The 20,488-nt window shown below is 69.3% G+C and carries 25 protein-coding genes; 16 read left to right on the forward strand and 9 right to left on the reverse strand.

The window, feature by feature from the left end:
• Positions 1–4 precede the first annotated feature (4 nt).
• A complete protein-coding gene (locus QNO11_RS11920; protein WP_257508067.1) occupies positions 5–394 on the reverse strand; it encodes a nuclear transport factor 2 family protein in 390 nt (129 codons plus the stop codon).
• 51 nt (positions 395–445) lie between these two features.
• Positions 446–778, reverse strand: coding sequence for a hypothetical protein (locus QNO11_RS11925; RefSeq protein WP_257508066.1), 333 nt, complete (start codon positions 776–778; stop codon positions 446–448).
• A gap of 117 nt (positions 779–895) precedes the next feature.
• Here QNO11_RS11925 and zapE point away from each other — a divergent pair, with 117 nt between their 5' ends.
• Positions 896–1,954, forward strand: coding sequence for a cell division protein ZapE (zapE, locus tag QNO11_RS11930; protein ID WP_257508065.1), 1,059 nt, complete (start codon positions 896–898; stop codon positions 1,952–1,954).
• Between the two features lie 341 nt (positions 1,955–2,295).
• Here zapE and QNO11_RS11935 read toward each other — a convergent pair whose 3' ends face one another.
• The 3 genes from QNO11_RS11935 to QNO11_RS11945 all read right to left on the reverse strand — a co-directional run bounded on the left by QNO11_RS11935 (position 2,296) and on the right by QNO11_RS11945 (position 4,085).
• On the reverse strand, positions 2,296–2,634 hold the full coding sequence (locus QNO11_RS11935; RefSeq protein WP_257508064.1) for a DUF6176 family protein: 339 nt from the start codon (positions 2,632–2,634) through the stop codon (positions 2,296–2,298).
• Positions 2,635–2,836: 202 nt separating this feature from the next.
• Entirely contained in the window at positions 2,837–3,571 is a 735-nt protein-coding gene (locus tag QNO11_RS11940; RefSeq protein WP_257508063.1) for an SDR family NAD(P)-dependent oxidoreductase, read from the reverse strand.
• 106 nt (positions 3,572–3,677) lie between these two features.
• Positions 3,678–4,085 carry a hypothetical protein gene (locus tag QNO11_RS11945; RefSeq protein ID WP_257508062.1) on the reverse strand — a complete coding sequence of 136 codons (408 nt, stop codon included), beginning with the start codon at positions 4,083–4,085 and terminating at the stop codon, positions 3,678–3,680.
• Positions 4,086–4,170: 85 nt separating this feature from the next.
• Between QNO11_RS11945 and QNO11_RS11950 the strand changes: the two genes are divergently transcribed.
• The 9 genes from QNO11_RS11950 to QNO11_RS11990 all read left to right on the forward strand — a co-directional run bounded on the left by QNO11_RS11950 (position 4,171) and on the right by QNO11_RS11990 (position 10,492).
• On the forward strand, positions 4,171–4,830 hold the full coding sequence (locus QNO11_RS11950) for a response regulator transcription factor (RefSeq protein ID WP_257508061.1): 660 nt from the start codon (positions 4,171–4,173) through the stop codon (positions 4,828–4,830).
• Positions 4,827–5,870 carry a sensor histidine kinase gene (locus QNO11_RS11955; RefSeq protein ID WP_257508060.1) on the forward strand — a complete coding sequence of 348 codons (1,044 nt, stop codon included), beginning with the start codon at positions 4,827–4,829 and terminating at the stop codon, positions 5,868–5,870. Before QNO11_RS11950 ends, QNO11_RS11955 begins: the two co-directional genes overlap by 4 nt.
• An 84-nt stretch (positions 5,871–5,954) precedes the next feature.
• A complete protein-coding gene (locus QNO11_RS11960) occupies positions 5,955–6,533 on the forward strand; it encodes a hypothetical protein (protein WP_257508059.1) in 579 nt (192 codons plus the stop codon).
• A gap of 206 nt (positions 6,534–6,739) precedes the next feature.
• A complete protein-coding gene (locus QNO11_RS11965; RefSeq protein WP_257508058.1) occupies positions 6,740–7,534 on the forward strand; it encodes a glycosyltransferase family 2 protein in 795 nt (264 codons plus the stop codon).
• Positions 7,531–8,361, forward strand: a complete 831-nt coding sequence (locus QNO11_RS11970; RefSeq protein WP_257508057.1) for an endonuclease/exonuclease/phosphatase family protein — start codon at positions 7,531–7,533, stop codon at positions 8,359–8,361. Before QNO11_RS11965 ends, QNO11_RS11970 begins: the two co-directional genes overlap by 4 nt.
• The gene (locus QNO11_RS11975) at positions 8,358–8,936 is read left to right on the forward strand and encodes a DUF2238 domain-containing protein (RefSeq protein ID WP_257508056.1); all 579 of its coding nucleotides are present in this window, start codon (positions 8,358–8,360) and stop codon (positions 8,934–8,936) included. The genes QNO11_RS11970 and QNO11_RS11975 overlap by 4 nt, the downstream gene beginning before the upstream one ends.
• Positions 8,937–9,037: 101 nt before the next feature.
• Positions 9,038–9,202, forward strand: coding sequence for a hypothetical protein (locus QNO11_RS11980; protein WP_257508055.1), 165 nt, complete (start codon positions 9,038–9,040; stop codon positions 9,200–9,202).
• On the forward strand, positions 9,199–9,681 hold the full coding sequence (locus QNO11_RS11985; RefSeq protein WP_257508054.1) for a DUF2243 domain-containing protein: 483 nt from the start codon (positions 9,199–9,201) through the stop codon (positions 9,679–9,681). Before QNO11_RS11980 ends, QNO11_RS11985 begins: the two co-directional genes overlap by 4 nt.
• 4 nt (positions 9,682–9,685) lie before the next feature.
• The gene (locus QNO11_RS11990; protein ID WP_257508053.1) at positions 9,686–10,492 is read left to right on the forward strand and encodes a cytochrome c oxidase assembly protein; all 807 of its coding nucleotides are present in this window, start codon (positions 9,686–9,688) and stop codon (positions 10,490–10,492) included.
• Positions 10,493–10,678: 186 nt separating this feature from the next.
• On the opposite strand, the gene QNO11_RS11995 is transcribed toward QNO11_RS11990, so the two are convergent.
• The 4 genes from QNO11_RS11995 to QNO11_RS12010 form a co-directional block, all read right to left on the reverse strand.
• Entirely contained in the window at positions 10,679–11,260 is a 582-nt protein-coding gene (locus QNO11_RS11995; protein ID WP_257508052.1) for a hypothetical protein, read from the reverse strand.
• A 26-nt stretch (positions 11,261–11,286) separates the two neighbouring features.
• Positions 11,287–12,432 carry a zinc-dependent alcohol dehydrogenase gene (locus QNO11_RS12000; RefSeq protein WP_257508051.1) on the reverse strand — a complete coding sequence of 382 codons (1,146 nt, stop codon included), beginning with the start codon at positions 12,430–12,432 and terminating at the stop codon, positions 11,287–11,289.
• Between the two features lie 90 nt (positions 12,433–12,522).
• Positions 12,523–13,017 (reverse strand): metallophosphoesterase family protein, encoded by a 495-nt coding sequence (locus QNO11_RS12005; RefSeq protein WP_257508050.1) that lies wholly within the window; start codon positions 13,015–13,017, stop codon positions 12,523–12,525.
• Between the two features lie 28 nt (positions 13,018–13,045).
• Positions 13,046–13,426, reverse strand: coding sequence for a hypothetical protein (locus QNO11_RS12010; RefSeq protein WP_257508049.1), 381 nt, complete (start codon positions 13,424–13,426; stop codon positions 13,046–13,048).
• A gap of 204 nt (positions 13,427–13,630) precedes the next feature.
• On the opposite strand from QNO11_RS12010, the gene QNO11_RS12015 reads away from it, so the two are divergent.
• From QNO11_RS12015 to QNO11_RS12040, 6 genes are all read left to right on the forward strand, one after another.
• Positions 13,631–14,707 carry an extracellular solute-binding protein gene (locus QNO11_RS12015; RefSeq protein WP_257508048.1) on the forward strand — a complete coding sequence of 359 codons (1,077 nt, stop codon included), beginning with the start codon at positions 13,631–13,633 and terminating at the stop codon, positions 14,705–14,707.
• Between the two features lie 20 nt (positions 14,708–14,727).
• Complete coding sequence (locus QNO11_RS12020; protein ID WP_257508047.1) at positions 14,728–15,777, forward strand: ABC transporter ATP-binding protein; 1,050 nt, start codon at positions 14,728–14,730, stop codon at positions 15,775–15,777.
• A 1-nt stretch (position 15,778) separates the two neighbouring features.
• Positions 15,779–17,770 (forward strand): ABC transporter permease, encoded by a 1,992-nt coding sequence (locus QNO11_RS12025; protein WP_306817151.1) that lies wholly within the window; start codon positions 15,779–15,781, stop codon positions 17,768–17,770.
• Complete coding sequence (locus QNO11_RS12030; protein WP_257508046.1) at positions 17,767–18,789, forward strand: LacI family DNA-binding transcriptional regulator; 1,023 nt, start codon at positions 17,767–17,769, stop codon at positions 18,787–18,789. The genes QNO11_RS12025 and QNO11_RS12030 overlap by 4 nt, the downstream gene beginning before the upstream one ends.
• A gap of 46 nt (positions 18,790–18,835) precedes the next feature.
• Entirely contained in the window at positions 18,836–19,723 is an 888-nt protein-coding gene (locus QNO11_RS12035; RefSeq protein ID WP_257508045.1) for a metallophosphoesterase, read from the forward strand.
• Positions 19,724–19,869: 146 nt separating this feature from the next.
• Positions 19,870–20,478 (forward strand): flavodoxin family protein, encoded by a 609-nt coding sequence (locus tag QNO11_RS12040; protein WP_257508044.1) that lies wholly within the window; start codon positions 19,870–19,872, stop codon positions 20,476–20,478.
• Positions 20,479–20,488: the final 10 nt, after the last annotated feature.

Below are 20,488 nucleotides of genomic sequence, written 5' to 3' on the forward strand. Positions count from 1 at the left end.
CGTCTCAGAGCTCGACGCTCTCCTCGTCTGGCACCGCAGTCTGCTGGTACACGGCGAGGCGCCACGTTCCTTCCCGGCGCACGTAGACGCTCGACATCACGGCGTCGAACGGCGGACCGCCCGATGCGCGGAAGGCCCGGCCGCGGTAGACGAATGCCGCGGCATCCGGGCCGAGCTCGACCAATCGCTCGTCGGTGATCTCGTATGCCGACCAGGCCGGGGCGTCAGCCAGCGCGGCGATGACCTGTGCGCGGTCGAGCACCGTTCCGTCGGCGAGCACCATGACGCCGTCGTCTGTCATCACCGACCCGTAGAAGTCGCCCCCCGTGCCGTCGCACAGCGACTGCCAGCCGGCGGTCTCGAGCCGGAGCAAGTCGGAGACCTCGAAATCCATGGGGCCAGTCTGCGCACCGCCCGGGTCAGATTCAACGGGCGAGGACAGGGGTCAGCTCCTGACGCGTTTGCCTGCCAGGCCTGTGCCGCCCCGCATCACGTCGCCGAACTGCGCCGCGAGCACGAAGGCCATGCCGAGCGCGCCGAGCCCCGCGGCGATGCGTTCGCCGACGGTGCGCACGCCGCGACCGAGCAGCAGCGAGCCTGCGGTGGCGTTGATCGCGCTCCACACCACGTTGACAGCGGGCCGCGACATCCCCACTCCCGGCGGGTCGGCGAACGGCGAGGGGAACGGCTCCCCCTGCAGGGCCTTGACCCCGTGGGGCACGGCGTTGAGCAGCAGGGCCGCTCCCGCGGCGGAGCGGACGATCGAAAGCAGCGACATGCGCGCCAGCCTAGGGCCCGGCAGCGGCGTCGCATCCGACCAGCATTTCGGGGCGTCCTGGGTGGACGGGGCGCCCCGGACAGCTGTCATGACGTCAGGGCGTGCCACGCTGGAACCGTGAAACGGACAGACGAACTCGTTCGCGCCGTAGCGGCAGCGGCCTCCGCTGACGGGTGCTCGCTCGATCCGGCCCAACGCGCCACATTGGATCGGCTCGCTGTGCTGGGCGGCGAGCTGACCGGAGGCTCGGTCCGACGGGGATCCGCGCGCAGCCTCTACGTGCACGGCGACGCCGGCCGAGGCAAGTCCTGGTTGGCCGATGCGTTCTACGCGGCGCTTCCGATCCAGCAGAAGACGCGCGTTCACTTCCACGGATTCTTCGACGAGCTGCATCGCAGCATCCACAATCACCGGAGTGAACGCGACGCTGTGGAACGCGCGATCGATGACGTGGCTGGGAGCACCCGGCTTCTCTTCTTCGACGAACTGCACGTGCATGATTCCGGCGACGCTCGCCTCCTCACGCGGCTGCTCGACCACGTGTTCGCTCGAGGACTGACTGTCCTGGCGACATCGAACTACGCGCCCGACGACCTTCTGCCTAACCCGATCTGGCACCACATTTTTGAGCCGGGCATCGCCCTGATCAAAGCCAACATGGAGGTCTGGCCGCTCAACGGCCCCATTGACTACCGGACGGTCACCCACAACCACACGCGCGGCTTCGCAGCGGGCACCTGGTCGACAGCGACACCTCCGCTCAGGTCGTTCCAGCCGCGCAGTGTCACCGTGCGGGGAAGATCATTCCCGGTGGCCTCGACAGACAACGGCGAGCTGACGGCGACATTCGATCAGTTATGCCGCACGCCTACGTCAACGGTGGAATACCTGCAATGGGCCCGCGAGTTCAGCCGCTGGTCGATAACGGAGGTGCCGGCATTCAGCGCCGCCGATCCCGAGGCTCAACAGCGTTTCATCAACCTCGTGGACGTCCTCGTTGATGCGGACGTGCCGGTCGGGTTCTCCGCTGCCGTCTACCTCGACGACTTCCTCGCGGATGCCTCCCGGCGCCCCGATGCCTTCCGTATGGCCAGTCGCCTACGGCTCCTCCGCAATGCAGGCGTCCCGAAGCGCGCCGCCGAATCCCCGATCTTCGACCCGATACCGCTCGTATAGGGACGGTCAGATCACGCCGAGCGGAACACCTCCACAGCGCCGTCACGCACGCGGGAAGCAAGTACGAGGGCAACGACCCCGAGGCCGAGAGTCTGCGCCAGATACGGCGCGGCAGAGAAGCACGCTACGAACCAGTGCGCGGGATACCGCGGGCGATGCGCCTCGCATGAGATTTCACCAGGGCACCCCGATTATCAACCGGTAACGATCGTTTGCGGTGACGTTGCCGGGCGCTCTCGTGAGCTGCCGGTAACGCGCCCCGTAACCCCGGTTCGGCAAGGCTTGTCGGCGTGCTCCGCGGGCGGTCTGCCTGAGGGCGATGTGCTGTTCGTTGGGGAGCCTCACCGGGAGAGGTCGATAGGCGCTGAGACATCTAGTACTTTCCGACGACTAGGGGCGCCACCGTCGGAAAGATGCATCACTCTCCGATGCTCGGCATCCAGCCATGATTCGGACGCACTCGACACCTCCTCAGCGCGCTGAGGGTCGTTCGTCTCCATCGCGTAGACCAGGAGTGGGCCGTCGCTCGTGTCCACGATGACAGCCTTCTCGTGCGTCACTCCCTCGGCGACGAGAGTTGCTATCGCCTCGTCTCGCAACTCGGTATTGACCCGCAGTAGCCAGGCCTGTAGTTCTGCGCGATGCTCCGGCTTGATGCGTCGGATGCCCAGGGCAATCATGAGAGCATTCTAGGAGGCGGAAAAGAGGCTCTGGGCGGTTGATGTAGCAACAGACGATCTCTTTCCGACCGGACTCCCGTGCCCCTGGTAATCGTCTCGGTCGAGGCGAAGAAACCGCAGTCATCAGATCGGCGTGCCTTCATCCATCGCCGCAAACGATCGCTTCTGGCGGACTGAGACTCGTCGGGCGTGGGCGCCGAGGTCAGAGACCGCCGGCGACTCTCAGCACGGCGCCAGTCGCATACGCAGCATCCGCAGACAGGAACCACGCCACGGCTCCCGCGATTTCCTCGGGGCTTCCCGCTCGGCCGAGCGGGATGGAACTGGCCACTTTCGCTGGCCGCTCCGGGTCGGCGTGGAAGTCGGTCCAAATGGTGCCGGGTTCCACGCAGTTCACGCGAACTCCACTGGAGGCAAGTTCACGTGCGAGGCCGACCGTGAGCGTCGCGACGGCAGACTTTGCGGCGGCATAGTGAACGTAGGTTCCCGGGCTGCCACTCGTTGTGGCAGCTGACCCGATGAGGACGATTGATCCTCCGGTGTCGGCAAGACGCGTTGCGGCGGCGCGGCAGGTCAGCACGGGCCCGAGGAAGTTGACGTCGATGTCGCGACGAATCTCGGAGGGATCGAGAGATGTCAGAACGCCCACGGCGCGGACAGCACCCGCGTTCCCAACGACGCCAACCAACTCGCCCATCTCAATCGCTCCGTCAAGGAATCTCTCAAGCGAGTCGAAGTCGGTGATGTCGACGAGAAAAGACTGAGCGACATAGCCCTGAGCGAGCATCTCGTCGACCAGCGCGTCAGCGCTCGCCTCGTCGGCGCGGTATCCGATTGCTACGCGAAAACCGTCGGCCGCGAGTCGGCGGGCAATGGCCGCACCTATCCCGCGGGATCCACCCGTGATCGCGACCACCTTCGCCTCGGCAGAGTTCACGTTGTGATTCGCCATCTGTTCCTCCCGGCCACAGGCTGACACACCAGGACGTCTGGAGCGAACCGGTGAACGAGGTCTTCCGGTGCATCCGAGTTGAACATGGGAGTCAGCGGTCAGACACCGAACCATCGGGATAGGCGCACGGGACCGCGACGACCTGGACATCGTCTTCGTAAGTGATCCTGCCAGGCGTGTTCGTCCGTAACTCAACCCATCGGACCTCGTAACGATCCAGAAGATCGAGGTATCCGCGGGTGAGCGCGAGGAGGTCCTGCGCCGAGGATCTGAACCACGAGCGGGCTCCTGGATTCACGATCGGGTCGTAGCAGTTCGCGACCAAGGTCGTCGGATCAGCGTATGCGGCATTGGCTCGATCGTTCGATGACCGCACCCACATCGCATCGTCGGGAGACAGCAGCGCGGAATTGACGAGGCCGTTCGCGAGAGCGAACACGCCGGGGAACCGACCGCTCCGGCTCGGGACCATGCTCTGATATCGCACGAATTCACGCACAAGCCGAACCTAGTGCGGTCAGGTCTAAACGCTGAGGCTTGCCCGGCCCCTTTCCTGCACCCATCCGCTCTCCTAGCCTGGCCGGATGGACCAGAAGCCTCGACTGCTCTATGTCGAGGATGAATCGGAGATCGCCTCGATCGTCAACGAAGTGCTCGCCGATGAGTACGACATCGACCACGCGACCACGGGCGAAGAGGGCCTGCGCCTCGCGCTCGGCCGCCGCTACGACGTGATGGTCATCGACCGGCGCCTGCCCGGCATGTCGGGAGTCGACCTGCTCGAAGCGGTGCGAACCGCCCGCATCGCCACCCCGGCGATCATGCTCACGGCGCTCGGCGCCGTCGACGACAAGGTGAGCGGATTGGATGCCGGCGCCGACGACTACCTCGTGAAGCCCTTCGACTTCGCCGAACTGCGCGCCCGGCTCCGAGCGCTGCGCCGCGGCCGCGGCGCCGGAGATCGCCGCGAGATCGGCGACTGGGTGTTCACCCCGGCCAGCCAGGCGCTGTATTCGCCGTCCGACGGCCGCATCGCGCTGACGCAGGCCGAAACCGAGCTGCTGGAACTGCTCACCTCGAGCCCCGAGCACGTGTTCTCCCGCGACGAGATCATCGCGAGCGTCTTCCCCGGCGGATCCGCGGCCACCGTCGACACCTACGTCCACTACATCCGGCGCAAGTCCACGCCCGAGATCATCGACACCGTCCGCGCCCGCGGCTACCGCGCCGGGACACCGCGATGAGTGAGCAGACGGATGCCGCCATCGCCGCGGACCAGCGGCGGGTGGAGCGCGCCGCACTGCGCGCGGGCCTGTGGGTGGCGCTGGCATCCGCCGCGGTCGTCGGGCTGATCACGGCGGTGACGGTGACCGTGATGATCGTCGCCTCGCGCCCTGAGCGCCGGCCGCCGCGCGACGGCGACGGCGCGTTCGGTGACCTCGGTGACGGCGGTCCCCGAGCGCGCGTCATCGACCTCGACGACGTCGTGCCCCTCGCGATCGCCCTCGGTATCCTCGGCGTCATCGCCCTCGGTGTCATCGCCTGGTACGCCTCCAAACGCGCGGCGCAGCCGCTGGCCGAAGCCCTCCGCGTACAGCGGGCATTCGTCGCGGACGCGAGCCACGAGCTGCGCACCCCGCTGACCACGCTCACCAGCCGCATTCAGCTGGCGCAGCATCGCGCCGAACGCGGCGGCGACGTCGACGCGGTGCTGGCCGACCTGCGCAGGGATGCTGCGGTGATGGATGCCGCATTGACCGACCTGCTCGTCAGCGCCGAGTCGGCGGGTGCTCGCGCCGGGGACGAGAGCGCGGTCGCGCCGGTGGCGGCGGCCGCCGCCGACGCCGCGGCGGTGATCGAGCCGCGTGCGGCCGAGCGAGGGGTTGCGATCGTCGTGGACGCGCCTGCCGAGCTCGAGGTCGGGGCCGACCGCGCCGCGCTCACCCGCGCGCTGATCGCCCTGATCGACAACGCGGTGCGGTACTCCCCCGCCGGATCCGCGGTGCGCGTGCAGGCGCGGCCGGCCGGGCGGCACGTGGCGATCCGCGTGATCGATCAGGGCACCGGCATCGCCGGCATCGCCCCCGACCGCCTGTTCGAGCGCTTCGCGCGATCGACCGAGCCGAGCGGCCGGAGCGGATTCGGGCTGGGGCTCGCGCTGGTGCGCGACATCGCGACGCGCTTCGGCGGATCGATCGAGCTGGAGAGCACGTCGCCGCAGGGGACGGCGTTCCTGCTGACGCTGCCGGCGCGCGGCAGGCACGGCGCAGCCCGGGCTGACTGACAGTCCCCGATCACGATGCTATGAACTGGCTTGGACCGGCCGACTCTTGGAACCGTCTTGGAACGCGCGCGCGACAGTGTGGTCATGCCTGAGAACACCAACCCCAACCAGAACAAGGAAGACCTGACCCCCGACCCCGCCGCGCACGCGACGCCTGCCGCGCACACGCCACCGCAGCCGACGCACCCGGCGCCGGGCGCGCACGCACCGGTCCCCCCGACCCCGTCGCACCCACAGCAGCACGTGCACACCGAGCACGTCGCGTACGTTCCCACCGCGCCGGCCCAGGCCGAGACGACTCCGTTCCTGCACCGCACGTGGGTGCGGATCGTGGGAGCCATCCTGGCCGTGCTGCTTCTGCTCGGCATCGGCTTCAGCGCCGGCTTCGCCACGGCGGCAGCCGTCGGCGAGCTTTCCGATGGACCCGGCGACTCGGAGATGTGGGACGACCGCGGCGACATGCCCGGTCGGCCCGGGGACTCGAGCGACTCCGACCGCGGCCCCTTCGGTGGCCCGCGGGGCGGCATGCCCGGTGACAACACCACGCCCGACGACGGCGAGTCCAACCAGGTAACGCCTGACGAGAACCAGCGGACGCCCCAGGACGACCAGTCCGACGTCCCGACCCCCGAGGTCACCCCGGACGCCCCGGCGACCTCCTGACCCCTCACGACCCGGCCGGCCGCCCCGCACGCAAACGAGGCGGCCGGCCGGACCAGTTCATGCGGCGCGCAGCACCTTCGCCATCGCCTTGCCGCGGGCCAGCTCGTCCACGAGCGTGAAGATCCGGTGCACGCGCGTAAGCGTAATCCCGGTGGCCGGAGCGGAGAAGGGTTAGCGTTGCACCCACGTGCCGCCGAGGAGGAGACGTGACCGCAGAAACCGGGAGCAGGCCCACCGTGTCGGTGGTGATCCCGGTGAAGGACGACGACACCGAATTGCGGCGGTGCCTGCGCGCCCTCGCGCTGCAGACCCGCCTGCCCGATGAGATCGTCGTCGTCGACAACGGCTCCACCGATTCCTCGGCCGAGGTGGCGCGGGCTCTCGGTGCACACGTCGTGCGCTGCGACGAGCCCGGCATCCCGGCCGCCAGCGCCTGCGGCTACGACGTCGCGACGGGCGACTACATCCTGCGCCTCGACGCCGATTGCCGCCCCTCGCACACGTGGGTGCAGACGATGGCCGAGGCGCTCGAGCAACGTCCCGAAGTCGCCGCGTTCACCGGCGGCGCCCGGTTCATCGACGGCCCCCGCCGGCTGCGTCGGCCGCTGGCCGCCGTCTACCTCGGCGCTTATGCCGTGGTCACGGCGTCGGCGTTGGGCCACCTGCCCCTGTTCGGCTCCAACCTCGCCTTCCGCGCCTCCGCCTGGCGCGAGGTGCGCGATGGGGTCCACCGGCACGACCCTGAGGTGCACGACGATCTCGACCTGGCGTTCCACCTGGGCGACCGCCACCGCATCCGGTATCTCCGCCGCGCCGCGATGGGCATCTCGATGCGCCCCTTCGGCGACCGCGTCGGCTTCCGCCGCCGGGTGTGGCGTGGCGTGCACACCGTCACGGTGCACTGGCCCGAGGAGTTCCCGCCGGTGCGGTGGCAGAAACTCGCGATGCGCCGCGGACTGCACAGCCTGAACGTGCCGACCCCGAAACAGCGTGCCCGATGACCCCGCTGATCGGCCCCACCGGCGCCCCCGACCTGCACGTGATGACCTTCAACGTCCGGCGGCGGTTGCCGGCGTTGGCCGCGCGGCCCGCCGACCGCTGGCGACTGCGCCGCCCGCGCGTGCAGGCCCTGCTGCGCGCCGAACGACCCACGCTCCTCGGCGTGCAGGAGACGCTGCCCGACCAGGCCGCAGCGATCAGCGACGCCCTCGGGGCGAGCTACCGCTTCATCGGTCACGGCCGACAGCCCGGCCCGCGCGGCGAGGCATCCCCGCTGTTCTACGACACCGACCGGCTGGAGCTGCTGCAGTGGCGGCAGCAGGCGCTGTCCGACCGGCCCGATGAACCGGGCTCGGTCTCGTGGGGCAACCTCCTCCCCCGCGTTCTCGTGCAGGCGACGTTCCGCGACCTGGCGACCTCCGCCGTCTTCCTCGCCGTCAACACGCACCTCGATGCGTTCTCCGCGCGGGCTCGGGTGCGCGCCGCGCAGGAGATCAGCGGGCTCGTCGCCGACCAGCCGTGGCCGGCGATCGTCACCGGTGACCTCAATGCCGGCCCCGATTCCGAGCCGGTCCGCGAACTGCTGTCCGGCGACACCCTCGTGGATGCCTGGACGGCGGCATCCGCCACCCTGACGCCGGAGTGGGGCACCTACGGCGGCTACCGCGACCCCCGGCCCGGGCGCCGCATCGACTGGATCGCGGTGTCCCCCCGGATTGCGGTGCAAAGTGCCGGGATCAACGCGCAGTCCATCGACGGCGGCTGGCCGTCGGATCACCTGCCGGTGCAGGCGGTCGTGCGGATGCCGCAGCCGGAGGGCACCGCGTGATCGAGAACTTCCTGCGGCGCCCCCGCGGCGTGGCCGAGTGGACGGCGGACGCGCTGCGCGTCGTGGCACTGCTCAGCGTCGTGGCGGCGGCGATCTGGAGCACCGCGACCGACGCCGGCATCCTGTCCCTGGCCCTGCCCGCCCTGCTCGTGCCGCGCTTTCTCGGCGTGCGCGCGGGGCCCGACATCGCGTACTGCGCGACGGTGCTGGTGGCGGCGTGGAGCAACGTGCTGGATCTGTACCGCACGATCCCCGGCTGGGACCTGGTCGCCCACTTCGTGTGCACCGGGTTGATCGCGGTGGTCGCCTACCTCGCACTGGCCCGCTTCTCGATCGTGACCGCACCCCGCGACCCGGCGTTCCGCGCCCGCACAGCTTTCGTTCTCGTGACGGTGCTGGGGCTGGCCGCCAGCGCGGTGTGGGAGATGATCGAGTGGTTCGGCTACGCCTTCATCACCGACGCGATCTTCGTCACCTACCAGGACACGATCGGCGACATGGCCATCGGCAGCCTCGGCGCCGCCCTCGCGTCGACCCTGGTCGCGTACGTGCGGCTCGAGCGTCCCGACGCGTAGTCGACTGCCACACCCGCCCCCCGCGCGCAAGGGCGGAGCGTGCGTGCGAACGCGGTGCTCTACTGGGTTTTCAGGTTCATGGAAGATCATGGGAGGCGATCATGAGCACCGATCCGCACAACACTCAGGGCACACCCGACGGCGACGTCGAGGCCGACACCGCTTCGGGCGGCGCGCCCGAAGAGCCCGAATTGCCTGAGCTGCCCGATTTGCCCGACACCACCGACGAGAACGACCGTCCGGTCGACAACCCCTCGGGAGGATGAGCGCGGCGTCACCGCGGGCGACTCGCTCCGCACAGAACCTGTGGTCCGGCGTGCTGTTCGGCGTCGGACTCGTCGCGTTCATCGATGAGGCCGTCTTCCACCAGCTGCTGCACTGGCACCACTTCTACGACCTCGGCACCCCGGCGCTGGGGCTCGTCTCGGATGGCGTCTTCCATGCGATCAGCTGGTTCGCGACGATTGCGGGGCTGTTCCTGCTGGCCGACCTCCGCCGCCACGACGCGCTGCACTGGCGTCGGTGGATCGGCGGCGTGCTGCTGGGCACCGGTGTCTTCCAGCTGTACGACGGCACCGTGCATCACAAACTGCTCGGCATCCACCAAATCCGCTACGTCGAGGACGTGTTCGTCTACGACCTGGTGTGGAATCTGGTGGCCGTGGCGCTGATCGTCGCGGGGGTGGTGCTGACCTATCTCACCCGCCGCGCGGCCCTTGCCCGCGTCGAGACCACGGCGGAGTGAGCGGATGCCGGTGATGACGGATGCCGCGCACTCCCACGGCGGCGGGTTCTCGCTCGACCTCCTGGTGCTGGCTGTCGCTGCCGTCGCGATCGCGATGTACGTCGGCGGCGTCCTCGGCTCCCGCCGTCGCGGGCGGGACTGGCCGGTCTCGCGCACGATCCTGTGGTGCGCCGGTGTCGCTGCCGGCGCAGCCGCCGCCGCAGGTCCGCTCGCGGCCGCCGCCCACGAGAGCTTCACCGCTCACATGTGGGCACACCTGCTGGGCGGCATGATCGCGCCGCTCCTGCTGGTGCTCGCCGCCCCGGTGACGCTTGCGCTGCGTTCGCTCGAGGTCACTCCGGCCCGGCGGCTGTCACGGCTGCTGCGCAGCGCGCCCGCCCGGTTCGTCGCGCACCCCGTCACCGCCGCGGTGCTGAGCGCCGGCGGACTGTGGCTGATCTACCTCACACCGGTGTTCGACGCGATGCGCACGCAGCCGCTCGTGCATGTGCTGGTGCATGCCCACCTCGTGACGGCCGGGTGCCTGTTCCTCAGCGCCGTGATCGGACTCGACCCGCGGCCGCACGCGCCGAGCCGCGTGCTCACCGCGGTGGCGCTCATCGCGACGATCGCGGCCCACGGCATCCTCGCGAAATACCTGTACGCGCACCCGCCCGCAGGTCTGGATCCTGTGGACGTGCGCGCGGGCGCGGAGTTGATGTACTACGCCGGGGCGTGGGTGGAGGCCGCCACCATCGTGATCTTCTGCGCCCAGTGGTACCGCTCCGCCGCCCCCGCGCGCCCCCGAGTGAGTATTCGCGCTGCCGAGTGAGTATTCGCGCCGCCGAGTGAGTATTCGCGCCGCCGAGTGAGTATTCGCATCCTCGAGTGAGTATTCGCGCGGACGCGGACGTGGATGCCGCGACGCTCAGGTGGCAGTTCGTGTCGCTTCAGCACGCGCGAAGCGACAACAACTGCCACCTGAAGCGGCGGGCGGCGGGCAGGCAGACAGCCGGTGTCAGCGGTGGCGCTTCGACGCGGGCAGCATGATCGCCCGGCCGAGCTTGAACACGGCGAACGCCGCGAGCACCCAGGGGCCTACGACCAGTAGCGGGTCGAGCCACGAGTGCTTCAGGTCGATCCGGCCGCGGCCGAAGCGCGACGCGATCGGGTGGTGGGCCACCTCTCCGGTCACACCCGACTGGGTGAACGGCTCGTCGGGACGCTTGCTCACCAGCGATGCGACGTGCGCCGTGATGGCATCCACCCGGTCGCCCAGTATCAGCAGCATCCAGTGCGCCGTCTGGCCCTCGCTGTACCGGTCATAGGCAAAGCGGCGGATGCGGCCGGCGACACCGTGCAGCGGCTGCGCGGTGCCGAACACGGGGGTGAGGCGCTCGTGCTCGACGGAACGCTCACGGCTCGCGCCACCCGGCTGCTGCTCGGGCAGGTCCCAGTGCGCGCCGGTGACGATGTCCGGCTGCTCGCGCGGGAACGCGGGGCGGTTGGCCGGATCGAGGTCACTGCCCCACCCGGGGATGCGGGCGCGCAGCTCGTCGGGATCGGGAGTCGCGCCGGGCTTTTCGGAGGTGTACGGCATGTCGGTCTCCTTCGGATGCCGTCGGCTCACGCCGTCGGCGTGATCACGGGCTTGATGATGTCGTCGAGCTTCGACGAGAAGATGTGGTACCCCTCGGCGATGTGCTCGAGCGGGATGCGGTGGGTGATCATCTCGCTGGGCTTGATGTGCCCGGCGGCGAGGTGCTCGAGCAGGCGCGGCCACTGGCGCTTCACCGGCGCCTGGTTGGTGCGAAGCGTCAGGCCCTTGTTCATCGCGTCGCCGAACTTGACGGCGCTGAACAGCGGCCCGTAGGCACCCATCACCGAGATGGTGCCGGCTTTGCGCACCGAGTCGATCGCCCAGTTGAGCGCGACGGGCGATCCGCCCTGCATCTTGAGCTTGGCTGCGGTGACGTGCTGCATGACGTGGCCATCGGCCTCGGCTCCCACAGCCTCGATCACGACGTCGGCACCGAGTCCTCCGGTCTGCTTCTTCAGTTCCAGGACGATGTCGTTCACCTGGCCGAAGTTGATCGTCTCGGCGTGGGCCATCTGTTCGGCCTTGCGCAGCCGGTAGTCCAGGTAATCCACGACGATGACGCGTCCGGCGCCCATCAGCCAGCTCGACTGCGCCGCTGCCAGCCCGATGGGGCCGGCGCCGAACACCACGACGGTGTCGCCCTGCGTGATGTCACCCAGCTGCGCCCCGAAGTATCCGGTGGAGAAGGCATCCGTCAGCATCAGCGCGTCTTCGGGGTCGACCCCGTCGGGGATCACCATCGGTCCGACATCGGCGAACGGCACGCGCACGAGCTCCGCCTGGCCGCCGTCGTAGCCGCCTGCGGTGTGCGAGTAGCCGTAGATGCCGCCGACCGCGGTGGCGTTCGCGTTGACGTTGTGGCAGTTGGAGAACAGTCCCCGCGAGCAGAAGTAGCAGCTGCCGCAGAAGATGTTGAAGGGCACCATCACGCGGTCGCCGACGGAGAGGTTCTGCACCGACGAACCGACCTGCTCCACCCGCCCGATGAACTCATGGCCGAAGGTGTGGCCGACCCGGGTGTCGGGCAGCATGCCGTGGTACAGGTGAAGGTCCGACCCGCAGATCGCGGCGAGCTCCACGCGCACGATGGCGTCGTTGGGGTGCTCGATCTTCGGGTCCGGCTTGTTCTCGACGCGCACCTTGTAGGGCCCGCGGTAGGTCATCGCTTTCATCACGCCTCCTTGTGGTCTTTCAGTCTCACCCGGGCGAAAAACCCGCGCGCGGGGGTTGCCAATCACGCCGACGCGTGCCACACGTGTGCCTCAGAGCACGACGAGCTGCACCTCGCGTAGGGCGCCGTCCTCGACGCGCGCGGTCATCATGGTGTGGCGCGGCTGCCGCCGCCGGTCGGTGGGCGACCCGGGGTTCAGCAGCCGCAGCCCGCCCGGGGCCGTGGTGTCCCACGGGATGTGACTGTGCCCGAACACCAGCACGTCGGAGTCGCCGAATGTCTGCTGCATCCGCTCGTCGCGGCCGCGCGCCTGGCCGGTCTCGTGCACGACCGCGAAGCGCACCCCCTCGATCTCGCGCCGTGCGATCTCCGGCAGCCGGGCGCGCAGATCCGCCCCGTCGTTGTTGCCATAGACGCCGAGCACCTCGGCGTGCTGCTCGAGTTCGTCCAGCACGGATGCCGTCACCCAATCCCCGGCATGGATCACCAGGTCGGCCGCATCGGCGGCGCGCAGCACGGCGGCAGGCAGCACCCGCGCGCGTGCGGGCACGTGCGTGTCGGAGATGAGCAGCAGGCTCGTGCTCATCGGCGGCATCCGTCCCCGGTCGCTTCGGTCAGGACGTGGAGCCGAGGGTGGCGACCAGGTAGATCCCCACGAAGATCAGCACCGCGCCGGCGGCGAGCACGATCATCAGCGTCGCGAGGCGACGGGTGCTGCGGTGGATGCCGGAGGTGCCGCGCGACGCCAGGAACATCGTCACCCACAGCGCCACGACCCACACGATGCCGAGAATCGGCAGCAGCACCTGGCCGGTCTGGAATGCGATCACGTACAGCACGGTCGCCACCGCGGCCAGCACACCGGCGGGGACGAGCCAGCGCGAGGGCGCACCGGCAGGCAGGTTCGGATCGGCGGACGGGTCGGCGGTGGCCGGCACCGGCTGGCGGTCGGGCATCTGCTCGGGGCCGTGCGCCTGGAATCGTTTGTCGGTCATGTCACGCTCCTTCCCCATTACGATCCCCGATCGCCGCTGATCGGAAGTGGGGCTTGACACGACGGCATGCGCTGACGCAGCCGAGTGGGTTGCGAACGCGCGACCGCGCCATTAATTCCGGTCATAGGTTGTTCCTTTGTCACAAACGATTGCGATAGTGTCCCTTCGGTGGGAATCACCTCAAGGACGAGCGAGAGGCACGGCATGTTCGGAGCACGCAAGAAGCACCTGGCGATCATCGGAGCGACGGCAGCTGCCGTGCTGGCTCTGGGGGGATGCGCCGCGGGCGAAGAGGAAGCCGACACCGGCGACGCCGCCGAATCGGCCGACGCGACGCTCATCGTCTACACCAACTCCAACTCCGACGGCCGTGGCGAGTGGCTGCAGGCCCAGGCCGAAGAGGCCGGCTTCGACATCGAGATCGTCGGGCTCGGCGGCGCGGACCTGACCAACCGCATCATCGCGGAGAAGAACAACCCCGTGGGCGATGTCGTCTTCGGCCTCAACACGATGTTCTTCGAGCAGCTCAAGGCCGAAGAGGCCATCGCCGGCTACGAGCCCAGCTGGAGCGGCGAAGTCCCCGCCGACGCCGGGGACCCCGCCGACGGCGTCTACTGGCCGCTGGTCGAGCAGGCCATCGTCACCGTGTACGACCAGAACACCAACACCACCGCTCCCGACGATGTCGACGAGCTGGCGACGGATGCCGCCTACCAGGGCCGCTACGAAGTGAACCCGGCCCTCGGCCAGGCCACCCCCCAGCTGGTGCTGGCGGGCATGCTGACCCGCCACCTCGATGAAGACGGCGACCTCGGCGTGAGCGACGAGGGCTGGGAACTGGTCGAGGCGTACTACGCCAATGGCTCCCCGGTGGTGGAAGGCACCGACCTCTACGCCCGCATCACCCGCGGCGAGGTGGACTACGGCGTGCTGCCCTCCAGCGCCATCGAGGCCCGCGACACCGAGTACGGCACCGAAACCGGCATGATCGTCCCCGAGTACGGCGTGCCGTACGTCACCGAACAGGTCGCCGTCATCAACGGCAGCGCCAACGAGACCCGCGCGCAGGAGTTCATCGACTGGTTCGGCAGCGCCGAGGTGCAGGGTGCCTTCGCCGCCGAGTTCAACGCCATGCCCGTCAACGAGGGCGCGATCGCCGAGGCCAACCCTGAGGTCGTCGCGCTGCTGGCAGAGCTGCCGCGTCAGGACATCGACTTCGGTTTCGTGAGCGAGCACCTCGGCGACTGGGTCGAGAAGGTCACTCTCGAATACATCGGCTGAACAAGGGACAGGCAGCGATCGTGATCCGCTTCGAAGACGTCGACGTCACCTTCGGCGAACACCGTGCGGTGCGCGGGCTGAATCTGGAGATCCGTGAAGGCGAGTTCTTCACCCTCCTCGGCCCGTCGGGGTGCGGTAAGACAACCGCACTCCGGTCGCTCGCCGGATTCATCCAGCCCAGCGGCGGCCGCATCTGGATCGGCGACCGGGACGTGACCAACGTCGCCAGCGAGAAGCGCGGCGTCGGCATGGTCTTCCAGAACTACGCCCTGTTCCCGAGCATGAACGTGCGCGAGAACATCGCGTTCGGTCTGGCGGTGCGCAAGTCGTCCAAGGCAGAGCAGCGCCGGCTGGTCGACGAGATCGCGGATCGCACCGGCCTGGCATCCGCTCAGCTGGACAAGAGCGTCGCAGAACTCTCCGGTGGTCAGCAGCAGCGCGTGGCGATCGCCCGCGCGCTGGTGCTGACCCCGAAGATCCTGCTGCTCGATGAGCCGCTGTCCAACCTCGACGCCAAGCTGCGCGTGCAGCTTCGCGAACAGTTGAAGCAGCTGCAGAACGACCTGGGCGTGACGACGGTCTACGTCACCCATGACCAGGAAGAGGCGCTGACGCTCAGCGACCGCATCGCAGTGCTGGATGCCGGGCAGTTGCAGCAGGTGGGCACGCCCGAGGAGATCTACGACCGCAGTGCGACGTCGTTCGTCTGCCGCTTCATCGGCGAAAGCAACCGGCTGTCGCCGGCGGTGCTGCGCCGACTGCGCTCCGGCGCAGAGGCGGGCACGCCTGCGGCCGCCCTCGACGAGCACGCCGAGAGCTACGTGCGACCGGAGAAGGTCGCGATCGTCGCCGGCACCGAGACGGCATCCTCCTCGGGCGCCGCCCCGGTGTACGGGACGGTGCAGGACCGCACCTACCACGGTGGCCACAGCGTCTACACGGTCACCGTGGACGACACCCCGCTGCGGGTGAGCGTGGCCGGCACCGCCGCCGCGCGGCGATGGGAGCCGGGTACCGAGGTCACCCTCGGCATCGACCCCCGCTGGGTGCTCCAGTACCCGGGGCGTTGAGATGGCGCTGACCACTCCTCCCCCGCCACCGGAGGCGGACGAGCTGCCCGCGGCATCCGCACCCCTCGGCCCCACTCCGGGCCGTCCGCGCCGCCGGGGCCGCAAGCCGGGCAGCATCCGCGCCATGCTGCGCTCGCCCATCGTGTGGGTCACCGGCATCGCGGTGCTGTGGTTCGCCGCCGCGTTCCTCGTGCTCCCCAACGTCACGCTGCTGGGCGCGACCTTCTTCCCGGACGGCCAGTTGAGCCTGCGGGCACTGGAGAAGCTGTTCGGCAGCGAGCGGGCCATGAGCACGCTGGGCAACAGCTTCCTGCTGGCGATCACACTGTCGATCACCGTCAACGTGGTCGGCGTCTTCATCGTGCTGGTGACGCAGTACTTCCGCATCCGCGGCGCGCGCCTGCTGTGGCTCGGTTACGCCACCACCCTCATCTACGGCGGCATCGTGCTGGCCGCCGGCTACAACTTCATCTACGGCCGCTTCGGGTTCATCACCAACATGGCAGCCAACTGGTGGCCGGATCTGGACCGCGACTGGTTCTCGGGCTACTTCGCCGTCGTGTTCGTGATGACCTTCGCCTCCACGACCAACCACATGCTGTTCCTGTCGTCATCGCTGGCGAAGATCGACTACGCCTCCGTCGAGGCCGCCAAGCTCATGGGCGCCTCCACCTGGACGATCCTGCGACGCATCGTGCTGCCGGTCATGCGACCGATGCTCTTCGCCGTCACGGTGCTGACGTTCCTCATCGGCCTCGGCGCGCTGACGGCTCCCCTCGTGCTGGGCGGGCCCGACTTCCAGACCGTCGCCCCGCTCATCGTCGACCTCTCCCGCAGCCCCGTCACCCGCGACATCGCGGCGCTGCTGGCGATCGTGCTGGGTGTGGCGACCATCATCCTGCTGGCGATCATGAACCGCGCCGAGAAGTCCGGCGTGTACTTCTCCGTCGCCAAGGTTGCCACCCCCATCCAGAAGCAGCAGATCCAGAACCCGCTCGCCAACGCGGTCGTGCACGTGCTGGCATACGTCGTCTGGCTGATCTACCTCATCCCGGTCGTGCTGATCGTGGTGTTCTCGTTCGTCGACGCCCGCAGCATTCTCGCCGGCAGCATCACGTTCGACAGCTTCACGCTGGACAACTACATCACCGTGTTCACGACCGCCGACGCGATGCGTCCGTTCGTCGTGAGCGTCGTCTACAGCGCGCTGGCCTCGGTGATCGCCGTGGTGGGGCTGCTGTTCGTCGCCCGGATGCTGCAGCGCTACCGCAACCCGCTCACCTCGGCGATCGAGTACGTGCTGCACATCCCGTGGATCCTGCCGACCGTGCTCATCGCGCTGGGGCTGGTGATGACCTTCGACAAGCCCAACGGCTGGATCGGCAACCTGGTGCTCACCGGTACGCCGGCACTGCTGCTGATCGCGTACATCATCGTGAAGATCCCGTTCACGCTGCGCCTGCTCAAGGCCGCGTTCGCGTCGGTGCCGGATTCACTGGAGGACGCCTCGCGCATCCTCGGTGCCGGGTCGCTGACGGCGTTCCGGCGCGTCATCATCCCGCTCGTGCTGCCGACGGCCGCGGCCATCACAGCGCTGAACTTCAACAGCCTGCTGGATGACTACGACGCGGCGATCTTCCTCTACCACCCGCTGTACCAGCCGCTCGGCGTGGCGATCCAGGAGAGCACGCGCGGCGAGAACAACCTGGACGCGATGCCGATCACCTTCGTCTACACCGTGCTGCTCATGGTCATCATGGGGATCACGATGTACCTCGTCTACGGACGCGGCTCGAAGGCCGGCTCGCCGCGCCGCGTCGGTCGTCGTGCTCTGGCGCGCGACGCCGTTGCGCGCGATGCACGCGCGGCGCAGGATGCCGGTGTGCGTGCTGCCGCCGGCGCGGGTGCGGGTGTCGCGCCTGCGGGCGCGGATGGCGCCGGTGCGGATGCCGCCGGCGGCCGCCGTGCCGCCAGGAGGAAAAACGACGCATGAGCGAGACGCCCGAACGCGCCCCGCTGCGAGTGACGATCAGTGACGTCGCCGCCGCAGCGGGAGTGTCGCGGGCGACCGCGACGCGTGCGCTGAAGGGCGAGGGCCGGTTCTCCGAATCCACGCGGGAGCGGATCCTCGAGATCTGCGCGCGCCTCGGCTACGTGCCCAACACGATGGCCGCCGAGCTCGCCGCCGGGCGCACCGGGACGGTCGGGCTGATGCTGCGCGACGCCAGCAACCCGGCGTACGGTCTGCTGTTCTCGCGGCTGCAGGACGAAGCCCACGCGCGCGGCCTGGATCTGGTCACTGTGACGATCGGCGCCGACACCGGCGGCACCAAGCAGGTCACCGCGCTGCAGCGGCTGCTGGGCATGCGGGTCGCCGGCCTGATCGTCGCCACCGGTGGCGTGACCAACGAGCAGCTCATGCCGTTCGCCGACCAGGTGCCGATCCTGCGCGCCGGCCGGGACGAGACCGGTGACCGCATCCATGCCGTCGCGTACGACGAGCACGCTCACGGCGAGCTGCTCGCCCAGCACATCCATGCCCTCGGTCACCGCCGCGTCGCGGTGCTCGCCACCGACCCGGTGGCCTCTTTCCCCGAGCACGTGCGGGCCACCGCGATGCGCGAATGGCTCGAGGCCGCCGGCGCGAACGTCGTGGCCGTCCCGGTGGGCGCGGCGCCGGAAGACGGCGTCGCGGACGTGCTCGCACTGGCATCCGCCGGGCGCATCACCGCGGTGCTGTGCTCCTCGGACTACCGGCAGCTGGCCGTGCTGCGCGCCGCGCGCGCGGCGGGGCTTGATGTGCCCGGCGACCTCAGCGTCACCGGGTGCGACGGCATCCTGCCCGGGGCGGACCTGCTGGGCCTGACCACCGTGCGCATTCCGGTGGAACAGGTGGCGCGGGGCGCCATCGAAGCGATACAGCACCTGCTCGACACCGGCGAGGACACGGTGGTGCGCCGGTCGCATGCCGGGCCGCTCGTGCCCGGCGCGACCGCAGCGCCGCTGTCGTGATGACCTCACTGCTCTTGCTCCGAGATATCCCCGAAGGGACCATCCGATGATCCTCAGCGAGTACCCCCGCCCCCGCAGGGTGTTCGTGCACCTCGCCGACACTCACCTGCCGGGCGACCCGGAGCTGCTGTACGGCGCTGCGGATGCCGACGGGCACCTGGCCACGCTGCTGAAGCGGATCGAGGCGAGCGGGCTGCGGCCCGACGCGCTGCTGCTGGCCGGCGACCTGGTCGACCGCGGCGACCGCTCCGCGTACCGGCGCCTGCGGGCGCTGGTGGAACCGGTCGCCGAGCGCATCGGCGCCGAGATCGTGTGGGCGCCGGGCAACCACGACGACCGCGCCGCGATGCGCGAAGAGCTGCCGATCGACGACGCCGGCACGGCCGACCCCTATGCGCCGATCTGCTTCACGCGGTGGTTCGGCGGACTGCGGGTGCTCGTGCTGGACTCCACCGTGCCCGGCGCGCACTGGGGCGAGGCAGGCCCGGCGCAACTGGAGTGGCTGCGCGATGAGCTGTCGCGGCCCGCGCCGGAGGGCAGCATCCTCGTCGTGCACCACCCCCCGCTGCCGACGGTGCTGGATCTGGCGGTCACCGTCGAGCTGCGCGAGCAGAAGGCACTGGCCGATGTGCTGCGCGGATCGGACGTGCGGGCGATCCTCGCCGGGCACGTGCATCACCCGTCGTTCGGCAGCTTCGCCGGGATCCCGGTGTCGGTCGCGTCCTCCAGCGCGTACGGGCAGGATCTCGCGACCGTCGTGGGTTCGACGCGCGGTCACGATGGCGGTCAGGGCTACAACCTGGTGCACGTGTATCCCGAGACGATCGTGCACTCCCCCGTCGCGCTCGAGCGCGGTGCGAACGTGGGCGAGCACGTCCCCGCCGCCGAGGTCGCCGCCCGCATCGCCGCCGCCGGCCTAGCCTGGCGCCCCTGAGCCGCCGAGTGAGTATTCGCGCCGCCGAGTGAGCATTCGCGCCGCCGAGTGAGTATTCGCGGGCGTGGGGACCGCGACTCCGCTGTCAACCCCTCGTCGGTCGCTGCGGCGCCTTCATATGCTGAGCGGGATCGGAAGGATGCCCCATGCTTCGCGCACTCGTTCTCAACTGCACCCTCAAGCCCTCTCCTGCCGAGTCCAGCTCCGACGTCCTCGCCGGGCAGGTGCTCGACGCCCTCGCCAAGTACGACGTGCACGGCGAGAGCATCCGCGTCGTCGACCACGACGTCAAGCCCGGCGTCGAGGCGGACATGGGCGACGGCGACGAGTGGCCCCTGATCCGGGGGCGGGTGCTGGCATCCGACATCCTGGTCTTCGCCACCCCCACCTGGATGGGTCACATGTCCAGCGTCGCGCAGCGCGTGCTCGAGCGACTGGATGCCGAGATCTCCGAGACCGACGATGAGGGCCGGCCGATCATCGCCGGCAAGGTGGCGGTCGCTGTCGTGGTCGGCAACGAAGACGGCGCCCATGCGATCATCGCCGATCTGTTCCAGGGTCTGAATGACGTGGGCTTCACTGTCCCGTCGCAGGGCGGCGTCTACTGGAACGGCGAAGCCATGCAGTCCACCGACTACAAGGACCTGCCCGAGACGCCCGAGAAGGTAGCGAGCACCACCGAAACCCTCGCGCGCCATGCGGCGCACCTGGCGAAGCTCCTGAAAGAGCGGCCGTACCCCGCGCCGGCATCCTGACGTTGCTTCG

This window comes from Microbacterium sp. zg-B96 (assembly GCF_030246865.1).
In the GTDB taxonomy this organism is placed as follows: domain Bacteria; phylum Actinomycetota; class Actinomycetes; order Actinomycetales; family Microbacteriaceae; genus Microbacterium.

Coding starts and splice junctions, on each gene's coding strand:
- QNO11_RS11920 (WP_257508067.1), bottom strand. CDS start 394: ATGGATTTCGAGGTCTCCGACTTGCTCCGGCTCGAGACCGCCGGCTGG.
- QNO11_RS11925 (WP_257508066.1), bottom strand. CDS start 778: ATGTCGCTGCTTTCGATCGTCCGCTCCGCCGCGGGAGCGGCCCTGCTG.
- QNO11_RS11935 (WP_257508064.1), bottom strand. CDS start 2,634: ATGATTGCCCTGGGCATCCGACGCATCAAGCCGGAGCATCGCGCAGAA.
- QNO11_RS11950 (WP_257508061.1), top strand. CDS start 4,171: ATGGACCAGAAGCCTCGACTGCTCTATGTCGAGGATGAATCGGAGATC.
- QNO11_RS11955 (WP_257508060.1), top strand. CDS start 4,827: ATGAGTGAGCAGACGGATGCCGCCATCGCCGCGGACCAGCGGCGGGTG.
- QNO11_RS11960 (WP_257508059.1), top strand. CDS start 5,955: ATGCCTGAGAACACCAACCCCAACCAGAACAAGGAAGACCTGACCCCC.
- QNO11_RS11970 (WP_257508057.1), top strand. CDS start 7,531: ATGACCCCGCTGATCGGCCCCACCGGCGCCCCCGACCTGCACGTGATG.
- QNO11_RS11980 (WP_257508055.1), top strand. CDS start 9,038: ATGAGCACCGATCCGCACAACACTCAGGGCACACCCGACGGCGACGTC.
- QNO11_RS11985 (WP_257508054.1), top strand. CDS start 9,199: ATGAGCGCGGCGTCACCGCGGGCGACTCGCTCCGCACAGAACCTGTGG.
- QNO11_RS11990 (WP_257508053.1), top strand. CDS start 9,686: ATGCCGGTGATGACGGATGCCGCGCACTCCCACGGCGGCGGGTTCTCG.
- QNO11_RS11995 (WP_257508052.1), bottom strand. CDS start 11,260: ATGCCGTACACCTCCGAAAAGCCCGGCGCGACTCCCGATCCCGACGAG.
- QNO11_RS12000 (WP_257508051.1), bottom strand. CDS start 12,432: ATGAAAGCGATGACCTACCGCGGGCCCTACAAGGTGCGCGTCGAGAAC.
- QNO11_RS12005 (WP_257508050.1), bottom strand. CDS start 13,017: ATGAGCACGAGCCTGCTGCTCATCTCCGACACGCACGTGCCCGCACGC.
- QNO11_RS12010 (WP_257508049.1), bottom strand. CDS start 13,426: ATGACCGACAAACGATTCCAGGCGCACGGCCCCGAGCAGATGCCCGAC.
- QNO11_RS12015 (WP_257508048.1), top strand. CDS start 13,631: ATGTTCGGAGCACGCAAGAAGCACCTGGCGATCATCGGAGCGACGGCA.
- QNO11_RS12025 (WP_306817151.1), top strand. CDS start 15,779: ATGGCGCTGACCACTCCTCCCCCGCCACCGGAGGCGGACGAGCTGCCC.
- QNO11_RS12030 (WP_257508046.1), top strand. CDS start 17,767: ATGAGCGAGACGCCCGAACGCGCCCCGCTGCGAGTGACGATCAGTGAC.
- QNO11_RS12035 (WP_257508045.1), top strand. CDS start 18,836: ATGATCCTCAGCGAGTACCCCCGCCCCCGCAGGGTGTTCGTGCACCTC.
- QNO11_RS12040 (WP_257508044.1), top strand. CDS start 19,870: ATGCTTCGCGCACTCGTTCTCAACTGCACCCTCAAGCCCTCTCCTGCC.